The organism is Streptomyces huasconensis (genome assembly GCF_021028635.1).
Taxonomy (GTDB): domain Bacteria; phylum Actinomycetota; class Actinomycetes; order Streptomycetales; family Streptomycetaceae; genus Streptomyces; species Streptomyces huasconensis.
In genome coordinates, this window is the sequence record NZ_CP086119.1 from 3,001,161 (window position 1) to 3,027,180 (window position 26,020).

Consider the following 26,020-nt stretch of genomic DNA (forward strand, 5'->3'; position numbering starts at 1 on the left):
TGGGCCTCTCTCATCCGTTCATGACACCGACCCGCCATGCTCGCCTCGCGGCAAGTGGTCGCTCGTAGCGACGAAGGTTGGGCCCGGGGGCTTGGATCGGGCCGGTGCCACATCCAAGGTAACAAACGATCCCCGTAAGGCAATTCCCGTCCTGGGAAGTGCCGGGAACTCAATCCCGGAGCAGGTCCGGCACCCCGTCCCCGTCCGGGTCGTCCCGCTCGCCCGACAGGACCGTGAGCTGCTGCGTGGCGCGCGTCAGCGCCACGTACAGGACCCGCAGGCCCGCCGGGGACTCGTCGGCGATCTCCGCGGGCGAGACGACGACCGTGGCGTCGTACTCCAGGCCCTTGGCCTCCAGGCTGCCGAGCGCCACCACGCGATCGCCGAGCCCGGCGAGCCAGCGGGCCGCCTGGTCGCGGCGGTTCATCGCGACGACCACCCCGACCGTGCCGCTCACCCGCTCCAGGAGCAGCGCCGCCTCCTCCCGTACGGACGCGCCGAGGTCCCCGTCGCGCACGACGCAGAAGCGGGGCTCCACGCCGGTCGAGCGGACCGCGGAGGGCGACTCGGCGCCGGGCAGCGCGAGCGCCAGGACCTTGGCGGCCACCTCGGCGATCTCGGCGGGGTTGCGGTAGTTCACGGTGAGGGTGAAGCGGCGGCGCGGGCGGGAGCCGAGGGCCTCGTCCCGGGCCTCGGCCGCCTCGTCGGGGTCGGACCACGAGGACTGCGCGGGGTCGCCGACGACCGTCCAGGTGGCGTGCCGGCCGCGGCGGCCGACCATGCGCCACTGCATGGGGGTGAGGTCCTGCGCCTCGTCGACGATGACGTGGGCGTACTCGGTGCGCTCCGCCGCCAGGCGTTCGGCGCGCTCGCGCTGGGTCTCCTCGCGCTGCGGCATCAGCTCTTCGAGGCCGGTGAGCAGGTCGAGGGGGTCCAGTTCGCGCTTCTTCTTGGGCCGGTGCGGCGTGCCGAGGATCGCCTGGAGTTCGTCGAGGAGCGCCACGTCGTGCACGGACAGGGCGTCCCTCCTGAGGGACCGGGCGACCTTGCGGACCTCGCCGGGGTTCAGCGCGCGGCGGGCCCAGCGGGCCAGGCGCCGCTCGTCGCCCATCGCGGCCAGCACCGCGCGCGGGGTCAGCTCCGGCCACCAGGCGTCGAGGAAGCGGATGAAGTCGTCCTCGGAGGTGATGTCGTCGTCGAAGGAGGAGCGCAGCTCGGCGGCGAGTTCCGGGTCGGAGTGGCGGCCGGCGGCCCCGGACTGCGACCACAGGGCGTCCAGGAGGAGCTTGCGGGCGCGCGGGCGCAGCAGGTTGACGGGGGCGGTGCCGCCGAGGGCGTTGCGGCGGATGCGGTTCAGCTGCTCGGCGTCCAGTTCGAGGCGGCGGCCGAAGGCGACGACGCGCAGGCGCGTGGGGGCGCCCTCGGCCGCCTGGGACGCCCCGGGCTCCGGCTCGGGGTCGTCGCCGAAGGTCAGCTGCTCGTCGCGGGGGGCCTTGGGCCTGGCCTGTACGCCCTCCAGCGCGCCCCGGGCCGCCTTGCGCAGCACGTGCAGCATCCGCGAGGAGCCCTTGACGCGGGCCACCGCGGGCGAGTCGTAGACCGTGGCCTCGACGCCGTCGACCAGGGAGCCGACCGCGCGGATCGCCACCTGGCCCTCCTCGCCCAGGGAGGGCAGGACGCCTTCCGTGTAGGCGACCAGGAGCGGGGTCGGGGAGACGATGAGGATGCCGCCCGCGTACCGGCGGCGGTCCTGGTAGAGGAGGTAGGCGGCGCGGTGCAGCGCCACCGCCGTCTTGCCGGTGCCGGGGCCGCCCTCCACGTACGTCACGGACGCGGCGGGCGCGCGGATCACCATGTCCTGCTCGGCCTGGATGGACGCCACGATGTCCCGCATGGTGTGGCTGCGGGCCTGCCCGAGCGCGGCCATCAGCGCGCCGTCACCGATCACCGGCAGCTCTTCGCCGTCGAGGTAGGCGGTGATCTCCGGACGCATCAGGTCGTCCTCCACGCCGAGGACCTTGCGGCCCTTGGAGCGGATGACGCGGCGGCGCACGACACGGCCCGGGTCGACCGGCGTGGAGCGGTAGAACGGGGCGGCGGCGGGCGCGCGCCAGTCGATGACGAGCGGGGAGTAGTCCGCGTCGAGGACGCCGATGCGGCCGATGTGCAGCGTCTCGGCGATCTCGGCCGTGTTGTCCTCCGTGATGGCGCCCTCGGCGGGCTCCACGGCCGTGTACGCGCCGTCGGGGCCCTTCTTGCCGTCCTTGCCCCGGAGCAGGTCGATGCGGCCGAAGAGGAAGTCCTCGAACTCGTTGTTGAGCCGGTTGAGATGGACGCCGGCGCGGAAGACCTGCGCGTCACGCTCGGCGAGCGCGCCCGGCGTACCGACCTGGGAGCGCTTCGCGGCGTCGTTCATCAGGAACTCGGCCTCGTGGATCTTCTCCTCGAGGCGTCGGTAGACCTGGTCGAGATGGTCCTGTTCGACGCTGATCTCACGGTCGCGTGTGCCTGGCGGCCTCACTGCGTTCACGTCGGCCACCGAGGCCCCTTTCAAGCGTGCTGCTGCCCCTGTTGAGCAGCCGTCCACCGTACGCGAAAGGGACCGTGCTTGTGCACCTGGCCGCGCTTATACGTCGACCTCGACCAGACGGTCGCCGTCGAAGGTGGTCACCTCGAAGTGGTCGATGTCGTTGCGGTCCATGGCGGCGCCCCCGTGGACGTACAGAGGTCCGCGCGCCCACTTGTTCGGGCTGTCCTTGATGCCGTAGCCCCACTTGGGCACCGACCAGCTGGTGACCGTCTCCTTCGTGCCGTCCTTGCCGACCGCGACGAGGGAGCACTTGAGCGGGCCCTTGACGTTCTTCAGCTCCAGGACGGCGTGGGTGCCCCAGGCCTTCTTCTCCGTGCCGACGGTGGCGCTGACCTTGGTCGCCGGGTCGGTGGCCTCCCTCTTCTCCTCCATGTGGTGGAAGAAGGCGTCCTCGGCGGGGCTGGTGGGGTGCGGGTCCGCGGCGAGGTCCCGCGGGCCGCTGTCGCCGTCGCCGCTCACCGCGAGGACGGTGAGCGGGCCGCCGACGATCAGCGCGACCGCCGCCGCGACCAGGAGCAGGCCGCGCCTGCGCCGCCGCTCGCGCGTGCGCGACACCTCGCCGAGGAGGCGGTCGGCGAACCGCGGGCCGGGGCGCGCGGCGAGCGGTTCACCGGCCTCCGGTGCGCCGCGCCCGCCCGGGAGGTCGGCGAGCGCGGCCAGCATCGGCTCCACGGCGGAGAACTCCTCCAGGTGCCGCGCGCAGGGCTCGCAGCCCGCGAGGTGTGCCTCGAACCAGGCGTTCTCCGCCTCGTCCAGGACGCCCAGGGCGTAGGCGCCGACGGCCTCGTGGACGGTGCCGTCCTGCCACCCGCCGTGGTGGTCGTATGGGTCGTATGGGTGGCCGTAGGACCCGGTCATGCCTTCACCCCCCGCTCCTCCAGTGCGAGCTTCATCGAGCGAAGCGCGTAGAAGACCCGTGAGCGGACCGTACCGCTGGGAATGCCCAGCGTCGCGGCCGCCTCGTTGACCGTACGCCCTTTGAAGTACGTTTCGACAAGTACCTCCCGGTGCGCGGGAGTCAGGTCCTCCAGGGCGTCGGAGAGCGTCATCAGCCACAGTGCCTTGTCGATCTCGTCCTCCGCGGGGATGACCTCCAGCGGCGACGGATCGACCTCCTGCGGCCGGGCCTGCCGGCTGCGGTGGCCGTCGATGACGATGCGCCGGGCGACCGTCACCAGCCAGGGGCGTACCGAGCCGGTCGCCCGGTTGAGCTGACCGGCGTTCTTCCAGGCACGGATGAGCGTTTCCTGCACCACGTCCTCGGCGCGCTGCCGGTCCCCCGCGACCAGCCGCAGCACGTACGCGAGCAGCGGTCCCGCGTGCTCGCGGTAGAGCGCGCGCATCAGTTCCTCGTCCGGCCCCGGCGGCCGCCCGAGACGGTGCCGGGGCGGCCGCGGTCGTTCATCGGCCACAGCGGAATCCTTGCGCACGTCTGCCTCCGGTGTCCGCGCTTCGGGCGGGTCGGGTGGGTCTCATGACGGAGGTACGTACGAGGGGTGCGGGGCGTTCAACGGGCGGGCGGTTCTCCGCACCGCCCGTGACGCGGCGACGTCACGCGCGGGCCAGTGCCACCCGGCGGCGGTGGCGGGCGACCCGTTCGCGGTTGCCGCAGACCTCGCTGGAGCACCAGCGGCGGCGGTGGCCGCGGGAGGTGTCGAGGTAGACGAGGGGGCAGTTGTCGCCCTCGCACCGGCGCAGCAGGGCGCGGGCCGCGGGGTCGGTGAGCAGATCGACGGCGTCCCTGGCGACGCAGGCGAGCAGGGCCGCGCAGGCCGGGTCGTCGCGCAGGGCGCGGGCCAGGGTGCCGTCGGCGGCGCGCACCGCGCGGGGGGCCGGGGGCGCGGCGGCGGCCAGCGCGTTGACGTGCTCCAGGGCACTGTCGGCGGGGCGGTGCTCGATCTCGCCGACCACCAAATCCGCCACATGCGTACGTAGTTCACGGAACGCGGTGAGCCAGTCCGGGTCCGCGCCACGGAGCGGCGCACCCGCCGGGAGGAGACCGGCGCCGGTGAGCCAGGCGCGCAGTCTGCGGACGGAGTCGAGCCGTTCCACGGGGTGGTGCGTCGCCACGAGGTCCAGGCAGCTCCGCCCGGTGTCGAATCGCAGCTCGTACGGGACCGGGGCCATGCCCAACGCCATGCGTCTGTCACCGCCTTGGGGTAACCGGTGAGTAAATGCCGTCGCCTCCCCCTACAGTGCACGCCACCCGGCGGGTCCGGAACCCCTCCCGCCGCCCCGCGTCCGACGCGGCGTCAGATCATGCGCTACTCCGCGTACTTGGACTCCGCAGCCGGGTCGATCGCGAGCCGGTACCCCCGCTTGACCACCGTCTGGATCAGCTTCGGCGCGCCCAGGGAGGTGCGCAGCCGCGCCATGGCCGTCTCCACGGCGTGCTCGTCGCGCCCGGTGCCGGGCAGCGCGCGCAACAGTTCCGCGCGGGCCACCACCCAGCCGGGGCGGCGGGCCAGAGCGCGCAGCAGGGCCATGCCGGCGGGCGGCACGGCCCGCAGCTCCTCGTCGACGAGGACGGCGTGGCCGCGGATCTCCACCCGGTGCCCGGCGATGGGCAGCGCCCTGGCGCGGGCCGGGAGTTCCTGGCACAGCAGCTGGACGAGGGGGCCGAGCCGGAAGCGCTCCGGCTGCACGGTGTCCACGCCGCGCGACTGGAGCGGCAGCGCGGTCACGGGCCCCACGCAGGCGGGCAGCACGTCGTGGCCGAGGGCGGCCAGGAACTCCTCCGCCATACCGCGCTCCTCGGCGCGGGCCAGCAGTGAGGCGGCGGCGGGCGCGCTGGTGAACGTGAGGGCGTCGACGCCCCGCCCCACCGTCGCGTCGAGCAGCCGGTCCACGGGCGCGAGGTCCTCCGGCGGCAGCCACCGGTAGACGGGCACGCCGACGACCTCCGCCCCGCCCGCCCGCAGCGCCTCGACGAAGCCGGGCAGCGGCTCGCCGTGCAGTTGCAGCGCGATGCGGCGCCCGTCGACGCCCTCGCCGAGCAGCCGGTCGAGCACCTCCGCCATCGACTCCGACGACGGCGACCACTCCTCGGTGAGCCCGGCGGCGCGCACCGCGCCCTTCACCTTCGGGCCCCGGGCGAGCAGTTCCACCCCGCGCAGGCAGCCGAGCAGCGCCTCGCCGTACCCCCAGCCGTCGGCGGCCTCGATCCAGCCGCGGAACCCGATGGCGGTGGTGGCGATCACAACGTCCGGGGCGTGGTCGATCAGCTGCTTGGTCGCCGCGAGGAGTTCGCTGTCATCGGCAAGCGGCACGATGCGCAGCGCCGGGGCGTGCAGGACCGTGGCGCCGCGCCGCTGGAGCAGCGCGCCCAGCTCGTCGGCGCGCCGGGCGGCGGTCACCCCGACGGTGAATCCGGCGAGGGGTCCGTGCGCGGTCGGGGAGTTCGCTGGGGTCGCGTGCATAGGTCTGTCTCGTCTCGGCTGTCTCGTCTCGTCCCGCTCGTGGCGCGTGGGCGGCGGACGACCGAGCCTGTCAATGCCGCGTGACAGGCCCGGTTCGCGGCGATGTCCGCCGTGTTACGTCACACCTCGGCGTAGCTGAGCTGCGACTTCACGTCCGTACCGGCCCCGGCGGCCGTACGGCGGACCGCCTTGCCGCGAAGGTATACGGCCCAGGTGACCCCTGAACACACCGCGTAGAAGCCGAGGAACGCCACGAACGCCCCCGTGCCCGACCCCACCGCCTGGAACGACTGCCGCAGGGCGAGATTGATGCCGAGCCCGCCGAGCGCGCCGACCGCCCCGATCAGCCCCATCGCGGCCCCGGACAGCCGTCGCCCGTACGCCGCGGCCTCCTCCCCCGCCAGCCCCTTGCGCTCGGCCTTGGCCTGGAAGATCCCGGGGATCATCTTGTACGTCGATCCGTTGCCGAGCCCGGTGAGCACGAACAGGGCGATGAAGGCGCCGACGAACAGCGGCAGCGACTCCTTGACCGAGGCGATCACGACGACGCCGGTCGCGGCGCCCATCGCGGCGAAGTTGGCGAGGGTGATGCGCGCCCCGCCGTGCCGGTCGGCGAGCCGCCCGCCCACGGGCCGGATCAGCGAGCCGAGCAGCGGCCCGATGAAGGTCAGCTGCGCGGCCTCCAGCGGCGTACGCCCGAACTGCGTCTGGAGGACGAGCCCGAAGGCGAAGCTGTACCCGATGAAGGACCCGAACGTCCCCACGTACAGGAACGCCATGATCCACGTGTGCGCGTCCCGTACGGCGGCCCTGACGGCCCCGGTGTCGTTGCGCACGGACGAGATGCTGTCCATGTAGCGGGCGGCGCAGAACACGGAGACGAGAACCAGCGGGATGTAGATCCCGAGCACCACCCGCGGCCCGCCGCTCGCCCCGATCACGGCGAGCCCGACGAGCTGCACGACGGGTACGCCGATGTTGCCGCCCCCGGCGTTGAGCCCGAGCGCCCAGCCCTTCTCGCGCAGCGGGAAGAAGGAGTTGATGTTGGTCATGCTGGAGGCGAAGTTGCCGCCGCCGACGCCGGTGAGCAGCGCGCACACCATGAAGGTGGTGTACGAGGTCCCCGGCTCCATGACGAGGAAGGCGGCGACGGTGGGCAGGAGCAGGAGGGAGGCGGCGATGACGGTCCAGTTACGCCCTCCGAAGCGGGCGACGGCGAAGGTGTAGGGAACGCGGACGACGGCCCCCACGAGGGTCGCCATGGACACCAGGAAGAACTTCCCCGCCGGGTCGATCCCGTACTCCGGGCCCATGAACAGGACCATCACGGACCACAGGCTCCACACGGAGAACCCGATGTGCTCGGAGAGCACCGAGAACGCCAGATTCCGCCGGGCGACCCGCTCCCCTCCCTCCTCCTTCCAGAACTTCTCGTCCTCCGGCTCCCACCGCTCGATCCACATCGCGTGCCTCCACGGCTCATCCACATCCACATCCGCTGCCGACGCTCCCGAAGGTAGGGAGCACGCGTTTCGGCCCTGTGGCGGGGAGTGACCGGCGGGGAACGTTGCTCTCACGGGGGGTGGGGTGGGGTGGTGAGGAGCGGGCCAGGGGACCTACCGGTGCGGGAGGCGCGTTATGCCGAGACGGTCCACACCCCCGCACCCGAGAGCGCGTGGGCGATCTCCTCGGCTCGGGCTGTGCGGACCTCGATCGACTCGCCGGAATGAAGAAGGAGATCGACGGTCGGATCGAGCCGGCTCACTGAGTTGGGGATGTATGCCGCGCCCGCGAGATTCGCGAAGGAGAGGTCGAGCGCGCTCCCGTCCGCACCGCGGAGTCGCACCCCGTCCGCCCCGATCACCAGCACACCTGCACGCGGCGGAGCACAGTCCCAGGCAGCGGCTCCGACGGCCCCACGCTCTCCTGTCGGTTCACCCAGCCCGTACCGGACGGGGTGCACAACTGCCCCAGGGGGAAACGAACTCGTCAGGGCGCTCACGGCCTCTTCGAGTTGAGTCCGCTCCCTGCACCGCTTGAGCGCGACCGTCGGAAGGCCGACCATCAGGACAGCCAGGGCGATGAGGCCCACCAGCACGAGGCCGGTGATGTTGTCCGGACGGACCATTGCGAAAACCACCGCGACGATGGCGACAGGGGCACTCAGGGCGAGATACAGCAGCACCGGACGGATCGTCCCGGGCCGTTGGACTTCGACCGGTTGGGACATCCGCTCCCGGTGCCGCTTCCGTCGGCGCTCCCTTCCCCGGATCACGTTCTCCCGCGAGGCCCAGGCGTAGCGATCGGCATACTTCCGCACGGTCGCCCAGGCGAAGGACGCGGCCACTGCCAGCCCCGGCAGCATCACGAGAACGTCCCCATCGGATGCGTTCGCCAGCACCAGGACAGCCAGGATGAACGCCAGCACCAAGATGGCCGCCGCATTGAAGAAGCGGGAGTGCGGGGAACCCTGCGAGCCGTAACCACCAGGGATCTCCGAGTCGGGGCCCCGGTCCACAGCGGCCCACTGACGCAGTAGCCGACTCCGCCGCACCCCCCGAGCACGCAGGGAACGCAGAACCAGGAGCGCCGGGAGCGCGATGATCCCCAGTAGCAGGCATACCGCGGTTGTTACAGCGGCATTGTCGGCGTCACGGTCCTCGCCCCCGAGCGCGTCAACCACCAGGACCGGAATCAGGACAGCTACGAGGGTCACCACCGTCGAGCACAGGAAGAAGGCAACGCCGCGTACGCGCGAAAGGTCTTCACGCATCAGCACCTTGAGCGCCTCCGACTGCGCACGCAGGAGGGCCGCCCGGTCCGGCCAGGACCGGGCAGGCCCGGGTTCCTCAGGAAGCGGCGTCGCCCGGAACAGGGAACCTCGCGGGGAGGAGCCGACATCGGTGGTATTCGTCATGTTCATCCCTCTGTCGTCCTGCGGGTCACTCGGAGTCCAGGGGCGCTTCGCTCACGAAGACCGAATTCCCGGCAATTACCGCCACCAGAGCAGCGAGTTCACGCACTTGATCAGGATTCAAGCAGGTCCCGACGACCAAAAGCCCCTTTCCACCCTGGGGCGAGCAGGCCAACGCACCGGCAAGGCCTGTCCGGAGACCTGCGGGCACCTCGTCCTTCCAGTCTTCCGGAACGGGAACGAGAGGCTGTGACAGAAAGCCGAAACCGATCCCCATCTCTGTGGTGAACCGTTCGACATACGCGACTCGCTCCTTGAACCGCGCATCGAACACTCTCGACATCAAAGCGCCGAGGTCCACTTCTTCAGGAGTTGACGGAACAGCGACGACTCCAGCTTGAACCTGCCATACGGCCTGATCCCCGGTTCTGGGAAGCGGTGCCGTAATCACGCCATACATGAGCGCACCATCAACGAGGTGCCGCTCATGGCACTCCATCAGGCCGTCGACAAACTTTTCCCGCCGATCTATGGGGGTATTCGGGTAGGTGCGGTGGATAATTTCGGCACAGCGGACCCGAGTGGCTTCCCTCTCATCTCCATCGGCCATCAGGTCGAACCAGTCCGGGGGAACGAAAAGACTGACCTGCCCTGGCTCGATTTCCACGGTGTCGCTCCTCATGGCGCCCAATTGGACACCACCGGCTTCTGCGTCAACGCGCCGAAGTCCCACTTGAAGATCTTACCCATCGTCTCAGTAGTGTCACCCCCACCTTCGGCCGTCAATGCATGACCTGCCCAGGTTACGTGAAAACTAGCCACTCGTGAGGTGAATTCTTCCTGTCCCATGACATAGGAGGCGCTTGGGGTGCTTTTTGCAAGCTGAAATATTCCGTACGGGAGTTCCTGAGCCGGGCCAATCAGCTGAGGGACCGTTCGCATCGGCGCTCCCGACAACTGCGCAGCGGCGAGAACGCTGTCTCCCATCTTTGCGCCCAACTTGCCGACCCCGAACCCGACCGCATCCATGATGACATCTTTGGTCAGCAGAGCCTTGCCGAAACTTCCGGTCGTACCGACCGCAGAGAGATAGTGGGCGCCCAACGCAACACCCGCAAGGGGAAGCGAGGCGGCAGCCATGAATTGAAGGCCGGGGACGAGCGCCAGGAGCCCCGTGACGGCACTGAGCAGGCCGGCGATGTCACCGATGAGATCCAGCAAGGGGGCAAACTCACCCAGCAGCTCGATGAGTTGATCGTGCACCCAGGCCAGCGCATCACCGATCTTATCGAGCACTTCTCCGATGAAATCACCCAGACGTTCCCAGAAGCCAGGCTCATTCGGTGCCACATCAATGGCATCCTTCAAGCGGTCGGCAGCTTTCCGTCCTTCTTCTTCATAGTTGGCCCGGAGGGTCCGCGCCCGCCTGCGCACCTCCTCGACCGGGTCGCCCTCCTCCCCCGAACCCTCTGAGCGTTTCTTATCTTCGGAGTGAACAGCTGCTCTCCCTTTCTCCCCCCTGCCCTTTTCCTTGCCGGCAACCCTTTCGGCCTCAGCAGCTTCGCGTTCGAGACCTCGGGCAACCTTCTGCTTGTCCTTCATGTAATCGGCCCAGCCCTGGATTACCCCTTTCGCCCCGTCGAAAGAGTCGAAGGCCTCCTCGACCTTGGGCCTGAACTCGTCATCCAGTAGTTCGCGAAAAGCAATGGCCGCCTTGCCTCGCCATTCTCCATCATCCGCACCGCGCAGGACTCTCCGGATCTCTCCCAGGGCGGCTGCCGCTCCGCGTAGCGAGTCGGAGACCTTGTCCACGGCGTCATGGTCACCTGGACAGGGGATGAAGCCGAGTGTCGGGAAGTCATCGACCGTAGGTGCGCTCACTTCTTCCCCGCCGCCTTCGATAGCGCAGCAGCGAGATCCTCATCCAACTTTTCAAAGGTATTTTCGATGTGGGCCAAGGTCTTCGCCGCACCCTTGGAGAACTTCCGCAGCTGTGCGATGCCGTACTCCCACTCGCTGCCGAAATCCTCCATGCGACGTTCAAGGTCCTTGGCACCCATCGCCTTGGCGTCTATGTCAGCCATAGAGCGGATAGGTTTACCGAGAAGATCCTCGATGTTCTTCAAGTTTCGACGCACTCGGCTCAGCATTTCACCGTCGATGTACAGATCACTCACGCGCTTCTTCCCCGATTCGCACTCGTATCAGCCCAGGTCTTCGCAGCGCCGGGCGACGAGGCCCGGCGTTCGGTCACCGGTTGACGGACTGGATCTCCTCGACCTCGACCTGCTGATCCGCGCCGAACCGGCCCTCGGGAAGGTATCCGTCCTCACCGGTGGTGCTGGTCCAGCTGATCTTCCAGGTGACGGTCGCCTGGAGGTCGTACGAACTGTCGCCGGAGGACCGCAGGTACTTCACGCCGCACGGCGGAACGGTGTCCGCGGGGGTGCCCTTGGCCCGGGGCACGCCGATCCGGTGGTCCTCGATCGGGCACTCGCCGGACGCGGGATACGTCTCGGCGTCCTCCGTTCCGGGTGCAATCGAGAGGGACACGGGTTCGGCCGTCGTGGTCGCTGACAGGCCCGATCCCGGGATGCTCGCGGTGACGGAGACCTTCTTGAACTTCGCCTTGTCCAGCCAGATCCAGGTCGGGAGATTGACCTTCGTCGTTCCTTGCGGGGCCATCGAGATCTCGGTGCTCGGCACGGGGAGCTCGTCGTAGGCGTACTCGGCGAGGACCTTGGGGGTCACCGCGAGGGGTTCCTTGGGAGTCTCGCCGTCGGCCACCCAGAAGGGCAGCTTTTTGCAGGAGTTGGCCTCGGGGTCGTCCTTACGCTTCTCGTTGATGGACGCCGCCCAAAACTGGCCCTCGCCTTGCTTGTCGAGGTTGTAGTTCTTGTAAGGGTGGCCCTCTTTGAAATGTGAGTCGAGGATGCCGCCTACGAAGTCACCGATCCCGAATACCTTCATCTGCCGGATCGCCTTGACGGTCGCCTGGATCTCCTTCGGGGAGTACGCAGGCTCATACCAGCAGGCCGGCGGGTTCCAGTTGGTGTTGACCGGCGTGAGCGTTCCCGTCTTAGCGGTTTCCGGAGCGCCGTTGACAGTCGTCCGGATTCTCGTCTCGACGGTGAGGTTCTGATTCTGGCGTCCGCCCTGCGCCTGTGCGACAGGTGCTTCCGCCTCGTTGCCGCCCCCGGCATGAGCGGAAGTCGGGACCACAGCGACGATCAGCGCGAGAAGGGGCACGCACCGTCGGCTCAGCCTTCGGCAGGTCACGGCATGCACCGCTTCGCCGCTACGGTGGTCAGTACAGAAGTCGTCTGCCAGACACCTTCTTCGTTCTTCTCCAGGCGGGTGTTGTAGAAGGAGTAGTCCTGCGCGGATGCCGGAATCGACCTGTCGACCTTGCCGCTCTTGCGGTCCTTGGGATACGTCTTGGTGGCATCCATGCAGTACGTGACCGCAGCAGCGCCGTCCTTGAGGAACGTGACCTTGCGGTCGTAATACCGCGTGGTGCCCACGAAGCTCTTGTTCTTCTTGTAGAAGCCCTTGACGTGATTCGCTGCCGACAGCAGTGCGTCACCCGTCGAATAGAACTTCAGGGCCGGGTGCTTCTCCGCGTCGACCGTGACCGCCTCGGTCACCGAGCTGATCCGCCGCGCGTTGTCCGCCAGGACCGCGTCCTTCTTCGGGTCGCCGGTCCGGCCGCCCTCGAAGACATCCTTCACGTCCTTCGGCAGATTGATCCGCGGCCGATCGATCCCGTCGTCCGACGCCGACGGCGAAGCCGACTTCGATGCGCCGTCGTCGGCACCCGCGATCTTGTCCTTGCCCTCGGAGTCAGTACTGCCCCCTCCACAGGAGGTGAGCGAGAAGACCACCGCGGCAGTCATGGTGGCCGCGGCGAGCAGGGCGGCGGGTCGGCGGTTCACTGTCAACTCCTGATGGCACGAGATTCTCTGGAGTGAACCAAGCTATCGATGAGGGAAAGGTGAAGCCACGTCAAGGCCGACCGCACATGAGGCATACAGGGACATAGCAAGCGCGCACCAGCATCGTTGGCGCAAACTGATCGCCAGTGCATTCAGTTGATCACTGAGCGCCACAACTGACGGACGCGCGCTCCAACGTTCGCGCCCCCGCGACTGCAACGCACCACTCAGCCCAGGTGGGTGTCCCCGAGGGACACCAGCAGACGGCTCAGCGCCCGGTCGAGGGCCTCGCGGTCGGCGGGGGTCAGGGCGGCCAGCATGCGTTCCTCGTTGGCGATGTGGTCGACGACCGCGCGGTCGACCAGGTCGAGACCGGCCTCGGTGAGGCGGACGCGGATGGCGCGGCGGTCGGTGGGGTCGGGGCGGCGTTCGATCAGGCCCTTGCGCTCCAGCTTGTCGAGGCGGTTGGTGATGGCGCCGGAGGTCACCATCGCGGTCTTGAGGAGGCCGCCCGCGGTCAGTTCGTGCGGGGCGCCGACACGGCGCAGGGTGGCGAGGACGTCGAACTCCGCGAACTCCAGCCCGTACTCGGTGAAGACCTTCTTCATGCCCTTGCTCAGCAGGTGGTCGGCGCGCTTGATGCGGCCCACCAGGGCCATCGCGTCCAGATGCGCGGGGTCGAGGTCGGGGCGCTCGCGGCGCCACTGGCCGCGCAGCTCGTCGATGGCGTCGGGGCCGGACCCGGTCGGCGGTTCCTTCTCGGTCTTCTCCGTCATGACAGCGACCGCTCCCTCGAATCTCTCAACATTCAGATACTTGACGTTCGCGGACCTGGGGCCCATATTTATCTCAACGTTGAGAATAACAGCGTTCAGGGGAACAGCGAGGGGAGCGTCATGTCCGTGACCATCAGCAGCAGGAGCAGCGCCCGGCAGGGTGGTATCACGCAGGGCGGCGGCACCGCGCCCCGCGGCTCCGCCAAGGCCGTCGCGGGTGTCGCCGCGCTCGCCGCCATCGGCCCCGCCACCTGGGGCACGACCTACGTCACGACCACCGAACTCCTGCCCCCCGACCGGCCGTTGCTCGCCGCCGCGCTGCGCGCCCTGCCCGCCGGGCTGATCCTGCTCGCGCTCACCCGGCGACTGCCGCGCGGCGACTGGTGGTGGAAGGCGGCCGTGCTCGGACTGCTCAACTTCGGGGCGTTCTTCCCGCTCCTCTTCTTCGGCGCCTACCACCTGCCCGGCGGCGTCGCCTCGACGATCAGCGCGGTCATGCCGCTGCTCGTGGCGGGCTTCGGGATCGGCGTCCTGAAGGTGCGGCCCACCCGCCGTACGCTCCTTGCGGGCCTCGTCGGCCTTGTGGGCGTCGCCCTGCTGGTCCTGCGCGGCAGCGCGGCGGTCGACGCCGCCGGGATCGCCGCGATGCTGACGGCGACGACGCTGATGGCCCTGGCCGTGGTCCTCAGCAAGCGCTGGGGCCGCCCGGAAGGGGTCTCGCTCCTCGCGCTCACGGGATGGCAGCTGACCGCGGGCGGCCTGGTCCTGGCCCCCATCGCCCTGACCGCCGAGGGCCTGCCCGACCACTTCACCGGGGCCAACATCGCCGGATACGCCTACCTCGGCGTCATCGGCACGGCTCTCGCGTACGCCCTCTGGTTCCGCGGCATCGAACGCCTGCCCGCCTCCTCGGTCTCCTTCCTCGGCCTCACCAACCCGGTCGTCGCCACGCTCGCGGGCCTGCTGTTCCTGGGCCAGACACTGACCCTCTGGCAGCTGGGCGGCCTGCTCCTGGTCGTGGCGAGCGTCCTCCTGGGCCAGAACCTCCGCCGCGCCCGCCGGGCATGACGACACCGGCGCCGGCGCGACGCGGCACCCTCGAAAGGCTGCTACCTCGCGCCGAACAGCCGTCCGCGCGGGAACGCGCGCCGGGGCCTCCGATGGCACCCGCTCATCGGTTGACCGCCTGCACTTCCCGCACCACGACGTCCTGCGACGCGCCGTAGACCCCCTCCGGAAGAGGGCCGCCGTCCTCATCGGTGCTGGTCCAGCTGATCTCCCAGGTGAGGGTGGCCTTCAGCTGGTACGCCCCGTCCTTGGCCGACGACCGCAGGTACCGCACACCGCACGGCGGCTCCGTGTCCGCGGGCGTGCCCTTGGCGCGTGGGCTGCCGATCTTGTCGCCGTCGAGCGGGCACTCGCCCGAGGCCGGGTACGTCTCGGCGTCCGGCGTCCCGGGGTCGATCGTGAGCGCGACGGGCTTCGCGGTCGTGGTCGCGGAGAGTCCCGAGCCCGGAATGCTCGCGGTCACCGACACCGGCTTGAACTTCGCCTTGTCCAGCCAGGCCCACGTCGGCAGGTTGACCTTGGTCTCACCGTCCGGGGCCATCCTGATCTCGGTCTCCGGGACGGGCAGCTCGTCGTACGCGTACTCGGCGAGAATCCGCGGGGTCACGGCGAGCGGCTCGTCCGGCGTCTTGTCCTCGTCGACCCAGAAGGGCTGCTTGTCGCAGGCGCTGGCCTCCGGATCGTCCTTGCGGTTCGGGTTGACCGCCGCCGCCCAGAACATCCCCCTGCCCTGCTTGTCGAGGTTGTAGTTCTTGTACGGCTTGCCCTCCTTGTAACGGCTGTCGAGGTAGTCGCCGACGAACTCCCCGACCCCCTCGAAGAGCGGGACACCGTCACCGAAGCCCCGCCACGCCTTGACGGTCTTCTCGATCTCCTTGGGGGAGAAAGCGGGTTCGTACCAGCAGGCGGGCGGGGTCCAGTTGCTGTCCGCCGACGAGAGGTTGCCGGTGGCGGCGGACTTCGCGTCGCCGTTGACGGTCGTCTGGACCTTGGTCTGCACGGTGATGGTGCGGCCGTTCTTGCCGCCCTTGGCGTCCTTGGTGGTGCCCGAGGTGTTCGTCCGGTCCGCCCACGCCACTGGCGCGGCCTGCACGGTGAGCAGCAAGGCGGCGCATACGGCCAGGGCTGTTCCTCGGCGCGTCACGGCTGGCAGACCTCGCTCCCGCGCTCGGAGGTGCTCTTGGTCACCTGCCACACGCCCTTGGCGTTCTTGCGGAGCCGGTCGTTGTAGAACACGTACGAGTTCTTCGTGGGCTTGGTGACGTTGACCTTCTGCGTCTTACGGTCCTTCGTGTACCCCTTGGACTCGTCGGCGCAGTACGTGAGTCCGGCCGAACCGTCCTTGCTGAAGACGACCTTGCGGTTGAAGTAGCGCACGGTGCCCGTCACCGTCGTGCCGTCCTTGATGAAGCCGCTGACCCAGTCCACGGTCCCGAGCAGGGCCGAGTCCTTGCTGTAGAAGACGATGGCCTCGGACTTCGGGTCCTGCTTCTCGATGGCCTCGTCGATGGCGCGGAGATACTCCGCGTTGTCGCGCAGCACCGCGTCCGTCTTGGCCTCGCCTGTCGTCTCGGGCGAAAAGATGATCTTGTCGCCCTTCGGCAAGGTCACCTTGGGCCGCTCGATCCCGTCATCCGAAGCCTTCGCCGACGGCGACTCCCTCTCCTTGCCCCCCGCGTCCGCCCCCGCGATCTTCTCGTTGTCCTTGCCGCCCTCGTCGCCGCTTCCGCAGGCGGAGAGCGAAAGGGCCGCGACGGCGGTCAAGGCGGCCGCTACGAGCAATGTGGGGCGGCGGTTCACGGTCAGCTCCTGGTGGGGCGTGGGTTCTTCGGGTTATCCGGTTCTCTGGAGTGAACCAAGCTATCCATGCGGCAAGGGGCGACGCCAACCGCGTCGGCCCGCCGCCGTCGCCTCACGGCACCGCGCCGACACGAAAGGGCGCCGCCCCCACCCGCGTTCGCGGTCGGGGGCGTACAGACGGAAGGCGTGGCCGCCGGGCCGCGCCTCCTTCGTCACTTCGCCGGGAACTTCCAGACCGCCGGCTCGCTCTCGCTGTCCTCGGGCGCCCAGTGGACCTCCAGCTCCTTGGTGTTCACCGGCACCAGGTACGTCTGGCAGATCACGTGGCTCTCGCCCTTCTTCCAGCCCTCCAGCTCCAGTTCGTCCTCGCAGCCCGGCGCGTCCTCGGAGGCGCCGATCAGCAGGCCGCCGCGGGTGCCGTCGGCGTAGACCTCCGCGCCGTCGCCCACGTCCGGGACGTCCTTGAGCGGGGCGCCTTCCTTGAGGGTGTACTTCACGTGGGCGACCGCCGCCACCAGGCCCTTGGCGTCCTTCGGGTCCGAGACCAGCTTCTTGGTCTCGGCCTCCGTGCCCACGTCGACCTTCTGCGCGGCGACGTCGTACGTGACCGTGGCGTCGCCCTCCTTGACCTTGCCCGTGGTGCTCTCGCCGGCCGCCAGCGCCGATGGCTTCGTGGGCTCGGTCCGGGACTTGGGGGCGTCCGCCTTCGGCTTCTCCTCCGACTTCTTGTCGTCCCCGCCGCAGGCGGTCAGGGCGAGGGCGAGTACGGCGACGGGCGCGGCGAGCCGCAGCGCGGTCTTGGTGCAGAGCAAAGTGATCTCCTGGCAGTGACGGGCCCGCCGCTCAGCAGAGTTCCGCCCGTGCGAGCAGCAGGAAGAGCCGCCAGCTTAGGAGCCGGTGACGCGGCGCGTCGAGATCGTTACCGTCACTCGCACCCCTCGCGTTAGCGGTTGCAACGCTTTCCGTGGCCGCCCCGACAACCCGCCCACGTGCAGTCGCTTTACGCGCACCCAGACTTCGCCATCGCGAAGCGAACCAACCAAGCCGCCCCTGCGGGACGTTCGAACCGGCCCTTCAACGCCCGCATTTCCAGCGGTATTTCGGCTCATTACGGTCACGTACTCGCGCGTAACAGTCGCGCAACGCAACGGTTCGATCGCGAACCATCCGGCCCGTACAGCTCTTCACCGCTGAACCTCCGCCAAGGCCGCGAAGAACCTCCACCCCTCCTCCGCGGCGCCTCCACTCGGCCCATTCCGCCCACTCCGCCCGGACCGAGCGCCCCCCTGCCACACAGGGCCCGGAGCACGAACGCAGCGCGGCGTCGGCAGGAGTGGGTTTCGGTCATTTCCGACTCATCATGATGAGTGCGTCTGTGTCCGGAATCCATCCCTCTGCGGGCCTCTCCAGCCAGTCTTCGTCGGCCGCCAGCTCCGCGGCGGCGGCCCGGACGGCGGCGGCGCCCGGATGGGCCAGGCCCTTTCGCCACACCAGGGACACGGGAGAGAGCGGGACCGGGTCGATCAAGGGCCGCAGCTCCGCGCCCGGCATGGCCGGAAAGTCCACCACGGCGAGGACCGGGTGACGCTTTTTCGCCATGAGCCGACCGAACTCCTCCCGGCCCACGGCGAGCGGCGCGGGCGGCGCGACAGCGATGCCGCGCCCCTCGAAGAGCCGGTGCGCGAGGTCGGTCCACTCCGGCGTCCGGGGGTTGCCCGCCCCCGCGTACACGGTCTCCCCCGCGAGCGCGTCCAGCGGCACGGCGTCGAGCCGGGTCAGCGGATGACCGTGCGGCAGCAGCACCGCCATCGGCTCGTACCGCACGGGCTGGTGGGCGAGCGAGGCCCGCAGGGCGGGGTCCAGTCCCGCGTACCGCCCGAAGGACATGTCCAGCCGTCCGGCAATCATCTCGACGGCGGCTCCGGTCAGGCCGCTCTCGAAGCGGGCCATCAGCTCGTGCTCGGGGGCGAGTTCGCGGGCCCGCTCCAGGACGCGCCCGAAGACGAGCCCGGGGCTGTTCAGGTCGACGAGCAGCGGCCGCGCGGCCCCCGTGAAGGCGGCGACCAGCTCGTCCTGGGCCTCCAGGGCCCTGCGCGCGTACGGCAGGAGCCGCTCGCCGTCGGCGGTCAGGGCGACCTGTCGTGTCGTACGCGAGAACAGTTCGGCGCCCAACTCCCGCTCCAGGCGCCGCACATCACGGCTCAGCGCCTGCTGCGCCACGTACAGCCGGGCGGCGGCCCGGGTGAAGTGCAGCTCCTCGGCGACGGCGAGGAAGGCCCGGAGCAGGCGGGGTTCCACATCGCGGTGCGGGGCCGGAAGTCGGGTCACCGCAGGAACTTACAACGCGGGCGCGTGAATGGCGCCCCACAAGGTGTTGGACCCCGCCGATCCCCCGCCGCGAGGGTGGGCCCATGCCCCGCAACCCCTACGCCCGCCTCTTCGCGATACCCGGCGCCACCGCCTTCACCCTCGGCAACCTCATCGCCCGCCTGCCCATGGGCATGTTCAGCGTGAGCGCCGTCATCATGATCTCCGGCGCCCGCGGCTCGTACGCGCTGGCCGGCGCCGTCACCGCGACCGGCCTCGCGGCGACCGCCGTCGTGGCGCCCTGGACGGCACGGCTCGTCGACCGCCACGGCCAGGCGCGCGTCGCCGTCCCCGCCACCGTGATCGCCGCGCTCGGCTCGCTCTCGCTGCTGCTGTGCGTGCGGTACGGCGCGCCCGACTGGACCCTCTTCGCGTCGTACGCCGCCACGGCCACGACGCCCAACACGGGCGGCATGTCGCGGGCGCGCTGGGCCCACCTCCTCAAGGGCGACGCCGCGGCCGTGCACACCGCCAACTCCTTCGAACAGGCCGCCGACGAGCTGTGCTTCATGCTCGGGCCGGTCCTCGCCGCCTTCCTGTGCGCGGCGCTCTTCCCGCAGGCGGGCACCCTCATCGGCGTGGTGCTGCTGCTGACCGGCGTGCTGGTCTTCGCCGCCCAGCGGGCCACCGAGCCGCCGCCCCAGGGGCGTACGGACGCCGCCACGGAGGCAGCCGGATCGCCCCTGCGCGCGCCCGGGATGCCCGCGCTGCTGGTCGTCTTCGTCGCGACCGGCGCGGTCTTCGGCTCCCTGGAGGTCGTCACGATCGCCTTCGCCGACGCGCAGGGGCACAAGGCGGCCGCGGGCGCGATCCTCGCCCTCCAGGCCGCGGGCTCCTGCGCGGCGGGCCTCGTCTACGGAGCCGCGAGGCCCCGCGGCCCGCTCGTCCGCCGCCACCTGCTGTGCGGCGCGGCGATGGCGGCCCTGATGACGCTGCCGCTGCTCGCGGTGACCGTCACGGGCTCGCTGACCGCGCTGGCCGGAGCCCTGCTGCTCGCGGGCATGGCGACGGCGCCCACGATGGTCACCGGGATGACCCTGGTGCAGCACCGCACCCCCGAGGGGCGCCTGAACGAGGGCATGACCCTCGCCGTGACCGGCCTCCTCGGGGGCATCGCGTGCGGCGCGGCGGGCGGCGGCTGGGCGGTGGAGCGGCTCGGCCCCGCCGCGGGCTACTGGGTGCCGGTCGCCGCCGCCTGCGCGGCCCTGCTGCTCAGCAGCGCGCAGGCTTGCGCCACGAGCACTCCGCGTCGACGCCCCGCTCGGTCACGGCACGTGTCGCGCGAGGCATGACCGGCACGGCCCGGTCCCTGGTCGACGAGGCGAGGGTCACCACGATCGCGTCCTCCAGTGCCTTCACCGAGGGGGCGAGGTGGTTGTTGAGGATGACGCTGAAGACCAGTTCGCGGCCGTCCTTGTCCCGTACGTAGCCGGACAGCGCGGAGGCGCCCGTCAGCGTCCCCGTCTTGGCCCGGACGTTGCCGGCCGCCGGCGTCCCGCACATCCGGGACCGCAGCGTGCCGCCGACCGCCTTGCCCGGCCCGCAGCCCACCGGCAGGGACGCGTACCAGTCGGCGAACCACGGCTCGTCCTTGGCCGCGCGCAGCAGCCGGATGTACTGGTCGGCCGGGGCGTTGTCCTTGCGGGAGAGCCCGGAGCCGTCGACCTGGCGCAGCTTCCCGGGGTCGACGCCGACGGACTTCAGATAGCCGCCGACGGCCGCGATGCCGTCGCCCCAACTGCCGGGCCGCCCGGTCGCCTTGTGCCCCATGGTCTTGGTGAGGCCCTCGGCGTGCATGTTGTTGGAGAGCTTCATGAACGGCACCAAGAGGTCCTTGAGCGGCATGGAGTCGTGCGAGGCGAGGCGCCGCGCGCCCGTGGGCGTGGCGATCCCGGTCCTGGTCGGGCCGCTGACCCGCACCCCGTGCGCGGCGAGCGCGTCGCGGAAGACGGCGGCGGCGTACCCCGTCGGCTCCCAGACGGTGACCCACTCCTTGGTGGGGGACCCGCCGACCGGGACCGTGCCGGTGACCGTGATGGTGTTCTCGCCGTGCCGGCGCGCCACGGCGACGGTGTCCGCGCCGCCCGCGGCGACGGTGCTCGCGCGCAGGTCGATGTCCACGTAGTCGGTCCGCGGCGTCACGCTGACGCGCGGCTTGTCACCGGCCTGCGCCCCCGGCGCCACCTCGACGATGACGGTGCCGGTGTCGTAGTCGGTGTCGGGCGCGACGCTCAGGGCGCTGATCTGCGCCGCGTAGTACGCGGACTCGTCGTCGGCGCTCCAGGTGTCGCCGACGCGCTGGTCGTCGAAGCGGGTGTCGTCGGCGATCAGCCGCCCGGAGACGCGGCGGACGCCCGAGCCGGCGATCCGCGCGGCGAGGCGGTCGTAGTCCTCGGCGAGCGTCGTCGGGTCGCCGGTGCCGCGCAGGTACAGGTCGCCGCGGAGTACGGGGCCCCGCCGTTCGCCGTCGGCCAGGACGTCGGTGGTGAAGCGGTGGCCGGGCCCGAGCAGCTCCATGGCGGCGGCCGAGGTGAGCAGCTTGGTGTTGGAGGCGGGCATGAGGCGGCCGCTGGGGCGGTGGCGGTAGAGGACGTCGCCGGACGCGGCGTCGGCGACCACCACACTGGCCACGCCACCCTCCATGCGGGGGTCGCCGAGGACGGTGTCGATGGCTTCGGGCAGCCCGGATGGGTCGGCGTCGGCCCCGGCCGGGGAGCCGACGGTGAGGGTGACCGCCGCGAGGCCGAGCACGGCGGGCCAGATCCAGTGGCGCATACGGTTGTTGACGCGTCGCACGGGGCTTCTCATGACCCTGGAGCATCCCGGACGGCGCGCCCGAACGACAGCCCCCGCCCCGGCCCGGCACGAAAAACCCGGCGGCGCGGAGAAGGCTCGCACCACGGAGAAGGCTCACACCACGGAAGAAGCCCTCTGGCCTGGGGCCAGAGGGCTTCAACCTCACATGGGAATTGTGGAGATGGCGGGAATCGAACCCGCGTCCAACGGTGCGGAATCAGGGCTTCTCCGTGTGCAGTTCGCTGCGATTTTCTCGGCCCCGGCGATCACGCGAACAAGTCGCCGACGGGCCCAGTCACTGTTTGATTTCCTCCTGGACCCCGTGACCGGGTCCAGAAGTTTAGTTCCCTAGCTGATGCCAGGATCCGGGTCGGGAACAGCCCCGGGCTGACACTTCACCGAGTCGCTACTTAGGCAGCGAGGGCGAAGGAATCGCGCTTGGTGTTGGCGATTATTGGTTGCGACATATGGTTTACGAGATCATTGCCGCTTCCTCGACACGCTTCCCCTGCTTCGACATCCGCTGTCGAAACCGATCATCCCCATGTTGATTTTTCAATCCGCGCCCCGTCACCTGCGGGGCATGGCCCATCGTACGTGACCAACGCCGACCCGTGCCAGCCTATTCCCGACAGGCGGGTCCGACGCCTCGGGTCCGGTGCTTCAGGACCGGTGCTTCAGGACCGGTGCCTCGGGTCCGCGCCTCGGGTCCGCGCCTCGCCCGCCGCTAGGCGATGCCCTGCCGACGCCGGGCCGCCGAGATCGCGCGGTTGGTCTCGCGCGTGTCCTGCTTCTCCCGCAGCGTCTGCCGCTTGTCGTACTCCTTCTTGCCCTTGGCCAGCGCGATCTCGACCTTGACCCGGCTGTCCTTGAAGTACAGCGAGAGGGGCACGATCGTGTGACCCGTCTCCTGGGACTTCGACTCCAGCTTGTCGATCTCCGCCCGGTGCATCAGGAGCTTGCGCTTGCGCGTGGCGGAGTGGTTGGTCCAGGTGCCCTGCACGTACTCCGGGACGTGGATGTTGTGCAGCCACGCCTCGCCCCGGTCGATCTGCACGAAGCCGTCCACGAGGGAGGCCCGGCCGAGCCGCAGGGACTTCACCTCGGTGCCCATCAGCACCAGGCCGCACTCGTAGGTGTCCAGGATGGTGTAGTCGTGCCGCGCCTTCTTGTTCTGCGCGACCATCTTGCGGGCGGGGGCCTTCTCATTGGCCTTCGCTGCCTTGCGCTTTACCTTTTCCTTCGCCATAGTGCGGCCATTTTCGCACTACGAGGGGGGTCCGAGGCCAGTCAATACTGTCTCGGCCCTGGCGGCGGCCCCGTCCTCGACCTCCAGGTCGGGGGTGATGCCCCGCCCGTCCACCGCCCGGCCCGACGGGGTGCGGTAGTGGCCGACGGTCAGCTCGGCGACGGAGCCGTCGGGAAGGCGGCTCGGCATCTGGACGGAACCCTTGCCGAAGGTACGGGAGCCCACCACGACCGCGCGGCCGCGGTCCTGGAGAGCGCCGGTGAGGAGTTCCGCCGCGCTCATCGTGCCGCCGTCGACCAGCGCGACCACCGGCCGCCCGGTGTCGCCGCCGCGCTCGGCGTGCAGTGCCTTCTGCTCGCCCCGTACGTCGTACGTCGCCACGAGACCGCCGTCGACCAGTGCCGAGGAGGCGGTGACCGCCTCCGAGACCAGGCCTCCGGAGTTCCCGCGCAGGTCGAGCAGGATGCCCGCGCCCTCGGGGGCCTCGCGCACCGCGGAGCGCACGGCCTCTCCGGAGCCCTTGGTGAACGCGGCGACCTTGATCATGACGGCACCGCCGGGCAGCTTGGTGACGGTGACGGAGTCCGTGGACAGGCGTGCCCTGCGCAGGGTCTCGCTCCACGCGCGCGTGGCGCGCTCCAGCCCCAGTCGCACCGGGGTCCCCGCCCGGTGGCCGCGCAGCAGGGCGACGACCTCCGTGACGGGGCGGCCGGTGACACGCCTGCCGTCGATGGACCGCAGCCGGTCGCCCTCGCGGATGCCGGCGCGGTCGGCGGGCCCGTCCTTCTGGACCCGGGAGACCTCTATGCGCCCGTCGGCACCGCGCCGGGCCCAGAGCCCGACGCCGGTGTAGGCGCCGTCGAGGGCCTGCTCGAACTCGCGGTACTCGCCGTGGGAGTACACCGAGCCCCAGCGGTCCCCGCTGCGGCTGACGGCCTCCTCGGCCGCCTTCTCGGCGGACGTGCCGTCGGCCATGGCCTCGGCGGCGGCCTCGGCGGCCCGCTCGGCGGTGCGGCCGCCGCCCGACGGGGCCACGGCGTCCGAACGCACCGGAAGGGGTGGCGTATTCCGGCCGCCGTCCGCCGCCTCGCTCCAGGAACCGGTGGCGGCCCCGGTGACGAGCACGCTCGCGAAGACCAACGTCAGGGTCGCCCCGCGGCGTACACGGCGGGGCACGGCGAGCCGATCGGCGAACCGGTCAAGACCTGACATGCCGGTGAGTCTAGGACAACGAAGGGCGCCGTACGGTCCGTTGAACCGTACGGCGCCGCGGAACGCGCAGGGTGCTTGTCACACCTTCAGGTACTTGCGCAACGCGAAGAACGCGGCGAGGGCGGGCATCAACAGGCCGATCGCGAGCACCAGCGGCAGCTTGGCGAGGACGGCGTCCCAGCCGATGAAGTTGATGAGGTTGATCTTCTCGGAGAGCGCGAGCCCGTGGTCGATCATGAAGTAGCGGCCCACGAGCAGCATGCCGCAGGCGAGGGCGCCGCCGATGAGGCCGGCGACGGCGGCCTCCATGATGAACGGCATCTGGATGTAGAAGCTGGAGGCGCCGACCAGCCGCATGATGCCGGTCTCGCGCCTGCGGCTGAACGCCGAGACGCGCACGGTGTTGACGATCAGCATCAGCGCGACGACGAGCATCAGCGCCATCACCGCGATGGCCGCCCAGTTCATGCCGTTGAGCAGCTCGAAGAGGTTGTCCAGGTAGTCCTTCTGGTCCTCGACGGACTGCACGCCGTCCCGGCCCGAGAAGGCGGTCGCGACCACCTGGTACTTCTCCGGGTCCTTCAGCTTGACGCGGAACGACTCCTGCATCTGGTCCGGCGTGAGGGAGCTGGAGAGCGGGGAGTCGCCGAACTGCTCCTTGTAGTGCTTGTACGCCTCGTCCGCCGTCTCGTGCTGGACCGTGTCCACGACGGGCATCTTCTTCAGATCGCCGAGGATCTGGTCCTTCTGCTCGTTCGTGACGGCGCCCTTGGCGCACTTGGGGTCCTGCTCGGCGTCGGCCTTGTTGCACAGGAAGATCGAGACGTTGACCTTGTCGTACCAGTAACCCTTCATCGTGCTCACCTGGTCACGCATGAGCAGCGAGCCGCCGAACAGGGCGAGCGAGAGCGCTACGGAGACGACGACCGCGAAGGTCATCGTGAGATTGCGACGGAGGCCGACGCCGATCTCCGACAGGACGAACTGGGCGCGCATGGCGGCCTTTCAGTGGATCAGCTTTCAGTGGATCAGTTGGCGCGGAAGGCGTTGGGAGGTACGGGACGTCAGTGCTGGTAGCCGTACACGCCGCGCGACTGGTCGCGCACGAGACGGCCCTTCTCCAGCTCGATGACCCGCTTGCGCATCTGGTCCACGATCTGCTGGTCGTGTGTGGCCATCACGACGGTGGTGCCGGTCCGGTTGATCCGGTCGAGCAGCTTCATGATGCCGACGGAGGTCTGCGGGTCGAGGTTGCCGGTGGGCTCGTCGGCGATGAGGAGCTTCGGCCGGTTGACGAACGCGCGCGCGATCGCGACGCGTTGCTGCTCACCGCCGGAGAGTTCGCCGGGCATCCGGTCCTCCTTGCCGCCGAGCCCCACGAGGTCGAGGACCTGGGGGACGGACTTGCGGATCTCGCCGCGGGACTTGCCGATGACCTCCTGCGCGAAGGCGACGTTCTCGCCGACGGTCTTGTTGGGCAGGAGGCGGAAGTCCTGGAAGACGGTGCCCAACTGGCGGCGCATGTGCGGCACCTTGAAGTTGGACAGGCGTGCGAGGTCCTTGCCGAGGACGTGCACCTGGCCGTGGCTGGTGCGCTCCTCGCGCAGGACGAGCCGCAGGAAAGTGGACTTTCCGGAGCCGGAGGACCCCACCAGGAAGACGAACTCGCCCTTCTCGATCTCGAGGGAGACGTCCCTCAGAGCGGGGCGGGTCTGCTTGGGATAGGCCTTGGAGACGTTGTCGAAACGGATCACGGATGCACCACGGGTTGCCGGGGGTAGGTGAGCGTGACCCTACGCGAAGGCGGTACGCGAGCGCAGTCGGCGTCCGGAGTTGCGCGTTTTGTCCATGGACGTGTCGGAGGTCACGGGCGTGCGGAGGGGCGCAACCGTGC

General features: G+C 69.9%; 24 protein-coding genes and 1 other RNA gene. 2 read left to right on the top strand and 23 right to left on the bottom strand.

The features are described 5' to 3' along the window. Nucleotides 1-169: 169 nt before the first annotated feature. From J2N69_RS13570 to J2N69_RS13630, 13 genes are all read right to left on the bottom strand, one after another. Nucleotides 170-2,530 (bottom strand): HelD family protein, encoded by a 2,361-nt coding sequence (locus J2N69_RS13570; protein ID WP_230900975.1) that lies wholly within the window; start codon nt 2,528-2,530, stop codon nt 170-172. A 96-nt stretch (nt 2,531-2,626) separates the two neighbouring features. Further along, a complete protein-coding gene (locus tag J2N69_RS13575) occupies nt 2,627-3,448 on the bottom strand; it encodes a zf-HC2 domain-containing protein (protein ID WP_230900976.1) in 822 nt (273 codons plus the stop codon). After that, a complete protein-coding gene (locus J2N69_RS13580; RefSeq protein ID WP_223774903.1) occupies nt 3,445-4,020 on the bottom strand; it encodes a sigma-70 family RNA polymerase sigma factor in 576 nt (191 codons plus the stop codon). The genes J2N69_RS13575 and J2N69_RS13580 overlap by 4 nt, the downstream gene beginning before the upstream one ends. 121 nt (nt 4,021-4,141) lie before the next feature. Then, nucleotides 4,142-4,729, bottom strand: coding sequence for a CGNR zinc finger domain-containing protein (locus tag J2N69_RS13585; protein ID WP_230900977.1), 588 nt, complete (start codon nt 4,727-4,729; stop codon nt 4,142-4,144). 125 nt (nt 4,730-4,854) lie between these two features. After that, a complete protein-coding gene (locus J2N69_RS13590) occupies nt 4,855-6,009 on the bottom strand; it encodes a uroporphyrinogen-III synthase (protein ID WP_230900978.1) in 1,155 nt (384 codons plus the stop codon). A 119-nt stretch (nt 6,010-6,128) separates the two neighbouring features. Beyond that, nucleotides 6,129-7,472 carry a nitrate/nitrite transporter gene (locus J2N69_RS13595; RefSeq protein ID WP_230900979.1) on the bottom strand — a complete coding sequence of 448 codons (1,344 nt, stop codon included), beginning with the start codon at nt 7,470-7,472 and terminating at the stop codon, nt 6,129-6,131. A 173-nt stretch (nt 7,473-7,645) separates the two neighbouring features. Next, nucleotides 7,646-8,926 carry a hypothetical protein gene (locus tag J2N69_RS13600; protein WP_230900980.1) on the bottom strand — a complete coding sequence of 427 codons (1,281 nt, stop codon included), beginning with the start codon at nt 8,924-8,926 and terminating at the stop codon, nt 7,646-7,648. A 25-nt stretch (nt 8,927-8,951) separates the two neighbouring features. Beyond that, complete coding sequence (locus tag J2N69_RS13605; protein WP_230900981.1) at nt 8,952-9,590, bottom strand: hypothetical protein; 639 nt, start codon at nt 9,588-9,590, stop codon at nt 8,952-8,954. 11 nt (nt 9,591-9,601) lie between these two features. Continuing rightward, complete coding sequence (locus tag J2N69_RS13610; protein ID WP_330166810.1) at nt 9,602-10,804, bottom strand: putative T7SS-secreted protein; 1,203 nt, start codon at nt 10,802-10,804, stop codon at nt 9,602-9,604. Then, complete coding sequence (locus J2N69_RS13615; RefSeq protein WP_230900983.1) at nt 10,801-11,100, bottom strand: hypothetical protein; 300 nt, start codon at nt 11,098-11,100, stop codon at nt 10,801-10,803. Before J2N69_RS13615 ends, J2N69_RS13610 begins: the two co-directional genes overlap by 4 nt. A 73-nt stretch (nt 11,101-11,173) precedes the next feature. Continuing rightward, the gene (locus J2N69_RS13620; RefSeq protein WP_230900984.1) at nt 11,174-11,893 is read right to left on the bottom strand and encodes a hypothetical protein; all 720 of its coding nucleotides are present in this window, start codon (nt 11,891-11,893) and stop codon (nt 11,174-11,176) included. Between the two features lie 305 nt (nt 11,894-12,198). Further along, nucleotides 12,199-12,858: a hypothetical protein gene (locus J2N69_RS13625; protein ID WP_230900985.1), complete on the bottom strand. Its 660-nt coding sequence runs from the start codon at nt 12,856-12,858 to the stop codon at nt 12,199-12,201. 227 nt (nt 12,859-13,085) lie between these two features. After that, nucleotides 13,086-13,634 carry a MarR family winged helix-turn-helix transcriptional regulator gene (locus J2N69_RS13630; protein WP_230900986.1) on the bottom strand — a complete coding sequence of 183 codons (549 nt, stop codon included), beginning with the start codon at nt 13,632-13,634 and terminating at the stop codon, nt 13,086-13,088. A 120-nt stretch (nt 13,635-13,754) separates the two neighbouring features. On the opposite strand from J2N69_RS13630, the gene J2N69_RS13635 reads away from it, so the two are divergent. Continuing rightward, complete coding sequence (locus J2N69_RS13635; RefSeq protein WP_230900987.1) at nt 13,755-14,702, top strand: EamA family transporter; 948 nt, start codon at nt 13,755-13,757, stop codon at nt 14,700-14,702. Nucleotides 14,703-14,805: 103 nt separating this feature from the next. Here J2N69_RS13635 and J2N69_RS13640 read toward each other — a convergent pair whose 3' ends face one another. From J2N69_RS13640 to J2N69_RS13655, 4 genes are all read right to left on the bottom strand, one after another. After that, entirely contained in the window at nt 14,806-15,846 is a 1,041-nt protein-coding gene (locus J2N69_RS13640; protein WP_230900988.1) for a hypothetical protein, read from the bottom strand. Then, complete coding sequence (locus J2N69_RS13645) at nt 15,843-16,502, bottom strand: hypothetical protein (RefSeq protein ID WP_230900989.1); 660 nt, start codon at nt 16,500-16,502, stop codon at nt 15,843-15,845. The genes J2N69_RS13640 and J2N69_RS13645 overlap by 4 nt, the downstream gene beginning before the upstream one ends. A 212-nt stretch (nt 16,503-16,714) precedes the next feature. After that, entirely contained in the window at nt 16,715-17,314 is a 600-nt protein-coding gene (locus J2N69_RS13650) for a hypothetical protein (protein WP_230900990.1), read from the bottom strand. Nucleotides 17,315-17,846: 532 nt separating this feature from the next. After that, entirely contained in the window at nt 17,847-18,830 is a 984-nt protein-coding gene (locus J2N69_RS13655; protein WP_230900991.1) for a LysR family transcriptional regulator, read from the bottom strand. Nucleotides 18,831-18,913: 83 nt separating this feature from the next. On the opposite strand from J2N69_RS13655, the gene J2N69_RS13660 reads away from it, so the two are divergent. Beyond that, entirely contained in the window at nt 18,914-20,161 is a 1,248-nt protein-coding gene (locus J2N69_RS13660; RefSeq protein WP_230900992.1) for an MFS transporter, read from the top strand. Here the strand turns inward: J2N69_RS13660 and dacB are convergent. The 6 genes from dacB to ftsE form a co-directional block, all read right to left on the bottom strand. Beyond that, the gene (gene dacB, locus J2N69_RS13665) at nt 20,082-21,677 is read right to left on the bottom strand and encodes a D-alanyl-D-alanine carboxypeptidase/D-alanyl-D-alanine endopeptidase (protein WP_230900993.1); all 1,596 of its coding nucleotides are present in this window, start codon (nt 21,675-21,677) and stop codon (nt 20,082-20,084) included. The two genes, J2N69_RS13660 and dacB, sit on opposite strands and share 80 nt — an antisense overlap. A 161-nt stretch (nt 21,678-21,838) precedes the next feature. Continuing rightward, nucleotides 21,839-22,209: a transfer-messenger RNA gene (gene ssrA / locus J2N69_RS13670) on the bottom strand. A gap of 183 nt (nt 22,210-22,392) precedes the next feature. Then, the gene (gene smpB, locus J2N69_RS13675; protein WP_230900994.1) at nt 22,393-22,914 is read right to left on the bottom strand and encodes an SsrA-binding protein SmpB; all 522 of its coding nucleotides are present in this window, start codon (nt 22,912-22,914) and stop codon (nt 22,393-22,395) included. Between the two features lie 18 nt (nt 22,915-22,932). Next, nucleotides 22,933-24,126: a S41 family peptidase gene (locus J2N69_RS13680; RefSeq protein ID WP_230900995.1), complete on the bottom strand. Its 1,194-nt coding sequence runs from the start codon at nt 24,124-24,126 to the stop codon at nt 22,933-22,935. Between the two features lie 78 nt (nt 24,127-24,204). Next, the gene (ftsX, locus tag J2N69_RS13685) at nt 24,205-25,122 is read right to left on the bottom strand and encodes a permease-like cell division protein FtsX (RefSeq protein WP_127910296.1); all 918 of its coding nucleotides are present in this window, start codon (nt 25,120-25,122) and stop codon (nt 24,205-24,207) included. 68 nt (nt 25,123-25,190) lie between these two features. Next, nucleotides 25,191-25,880, bottom strand: coding sequence for a cell division ATP-binding protein FtsE (gene ftsE, locus J2N69_RS13690; RefSeq protein ID WP_030788113.1), 690 nt, complete (start codon nt 25,878-25,880; stop codon nt 25,191-25,193). Between the last annotated feature and the right edge of the window lie 140 nt (nt 25,881-26,020).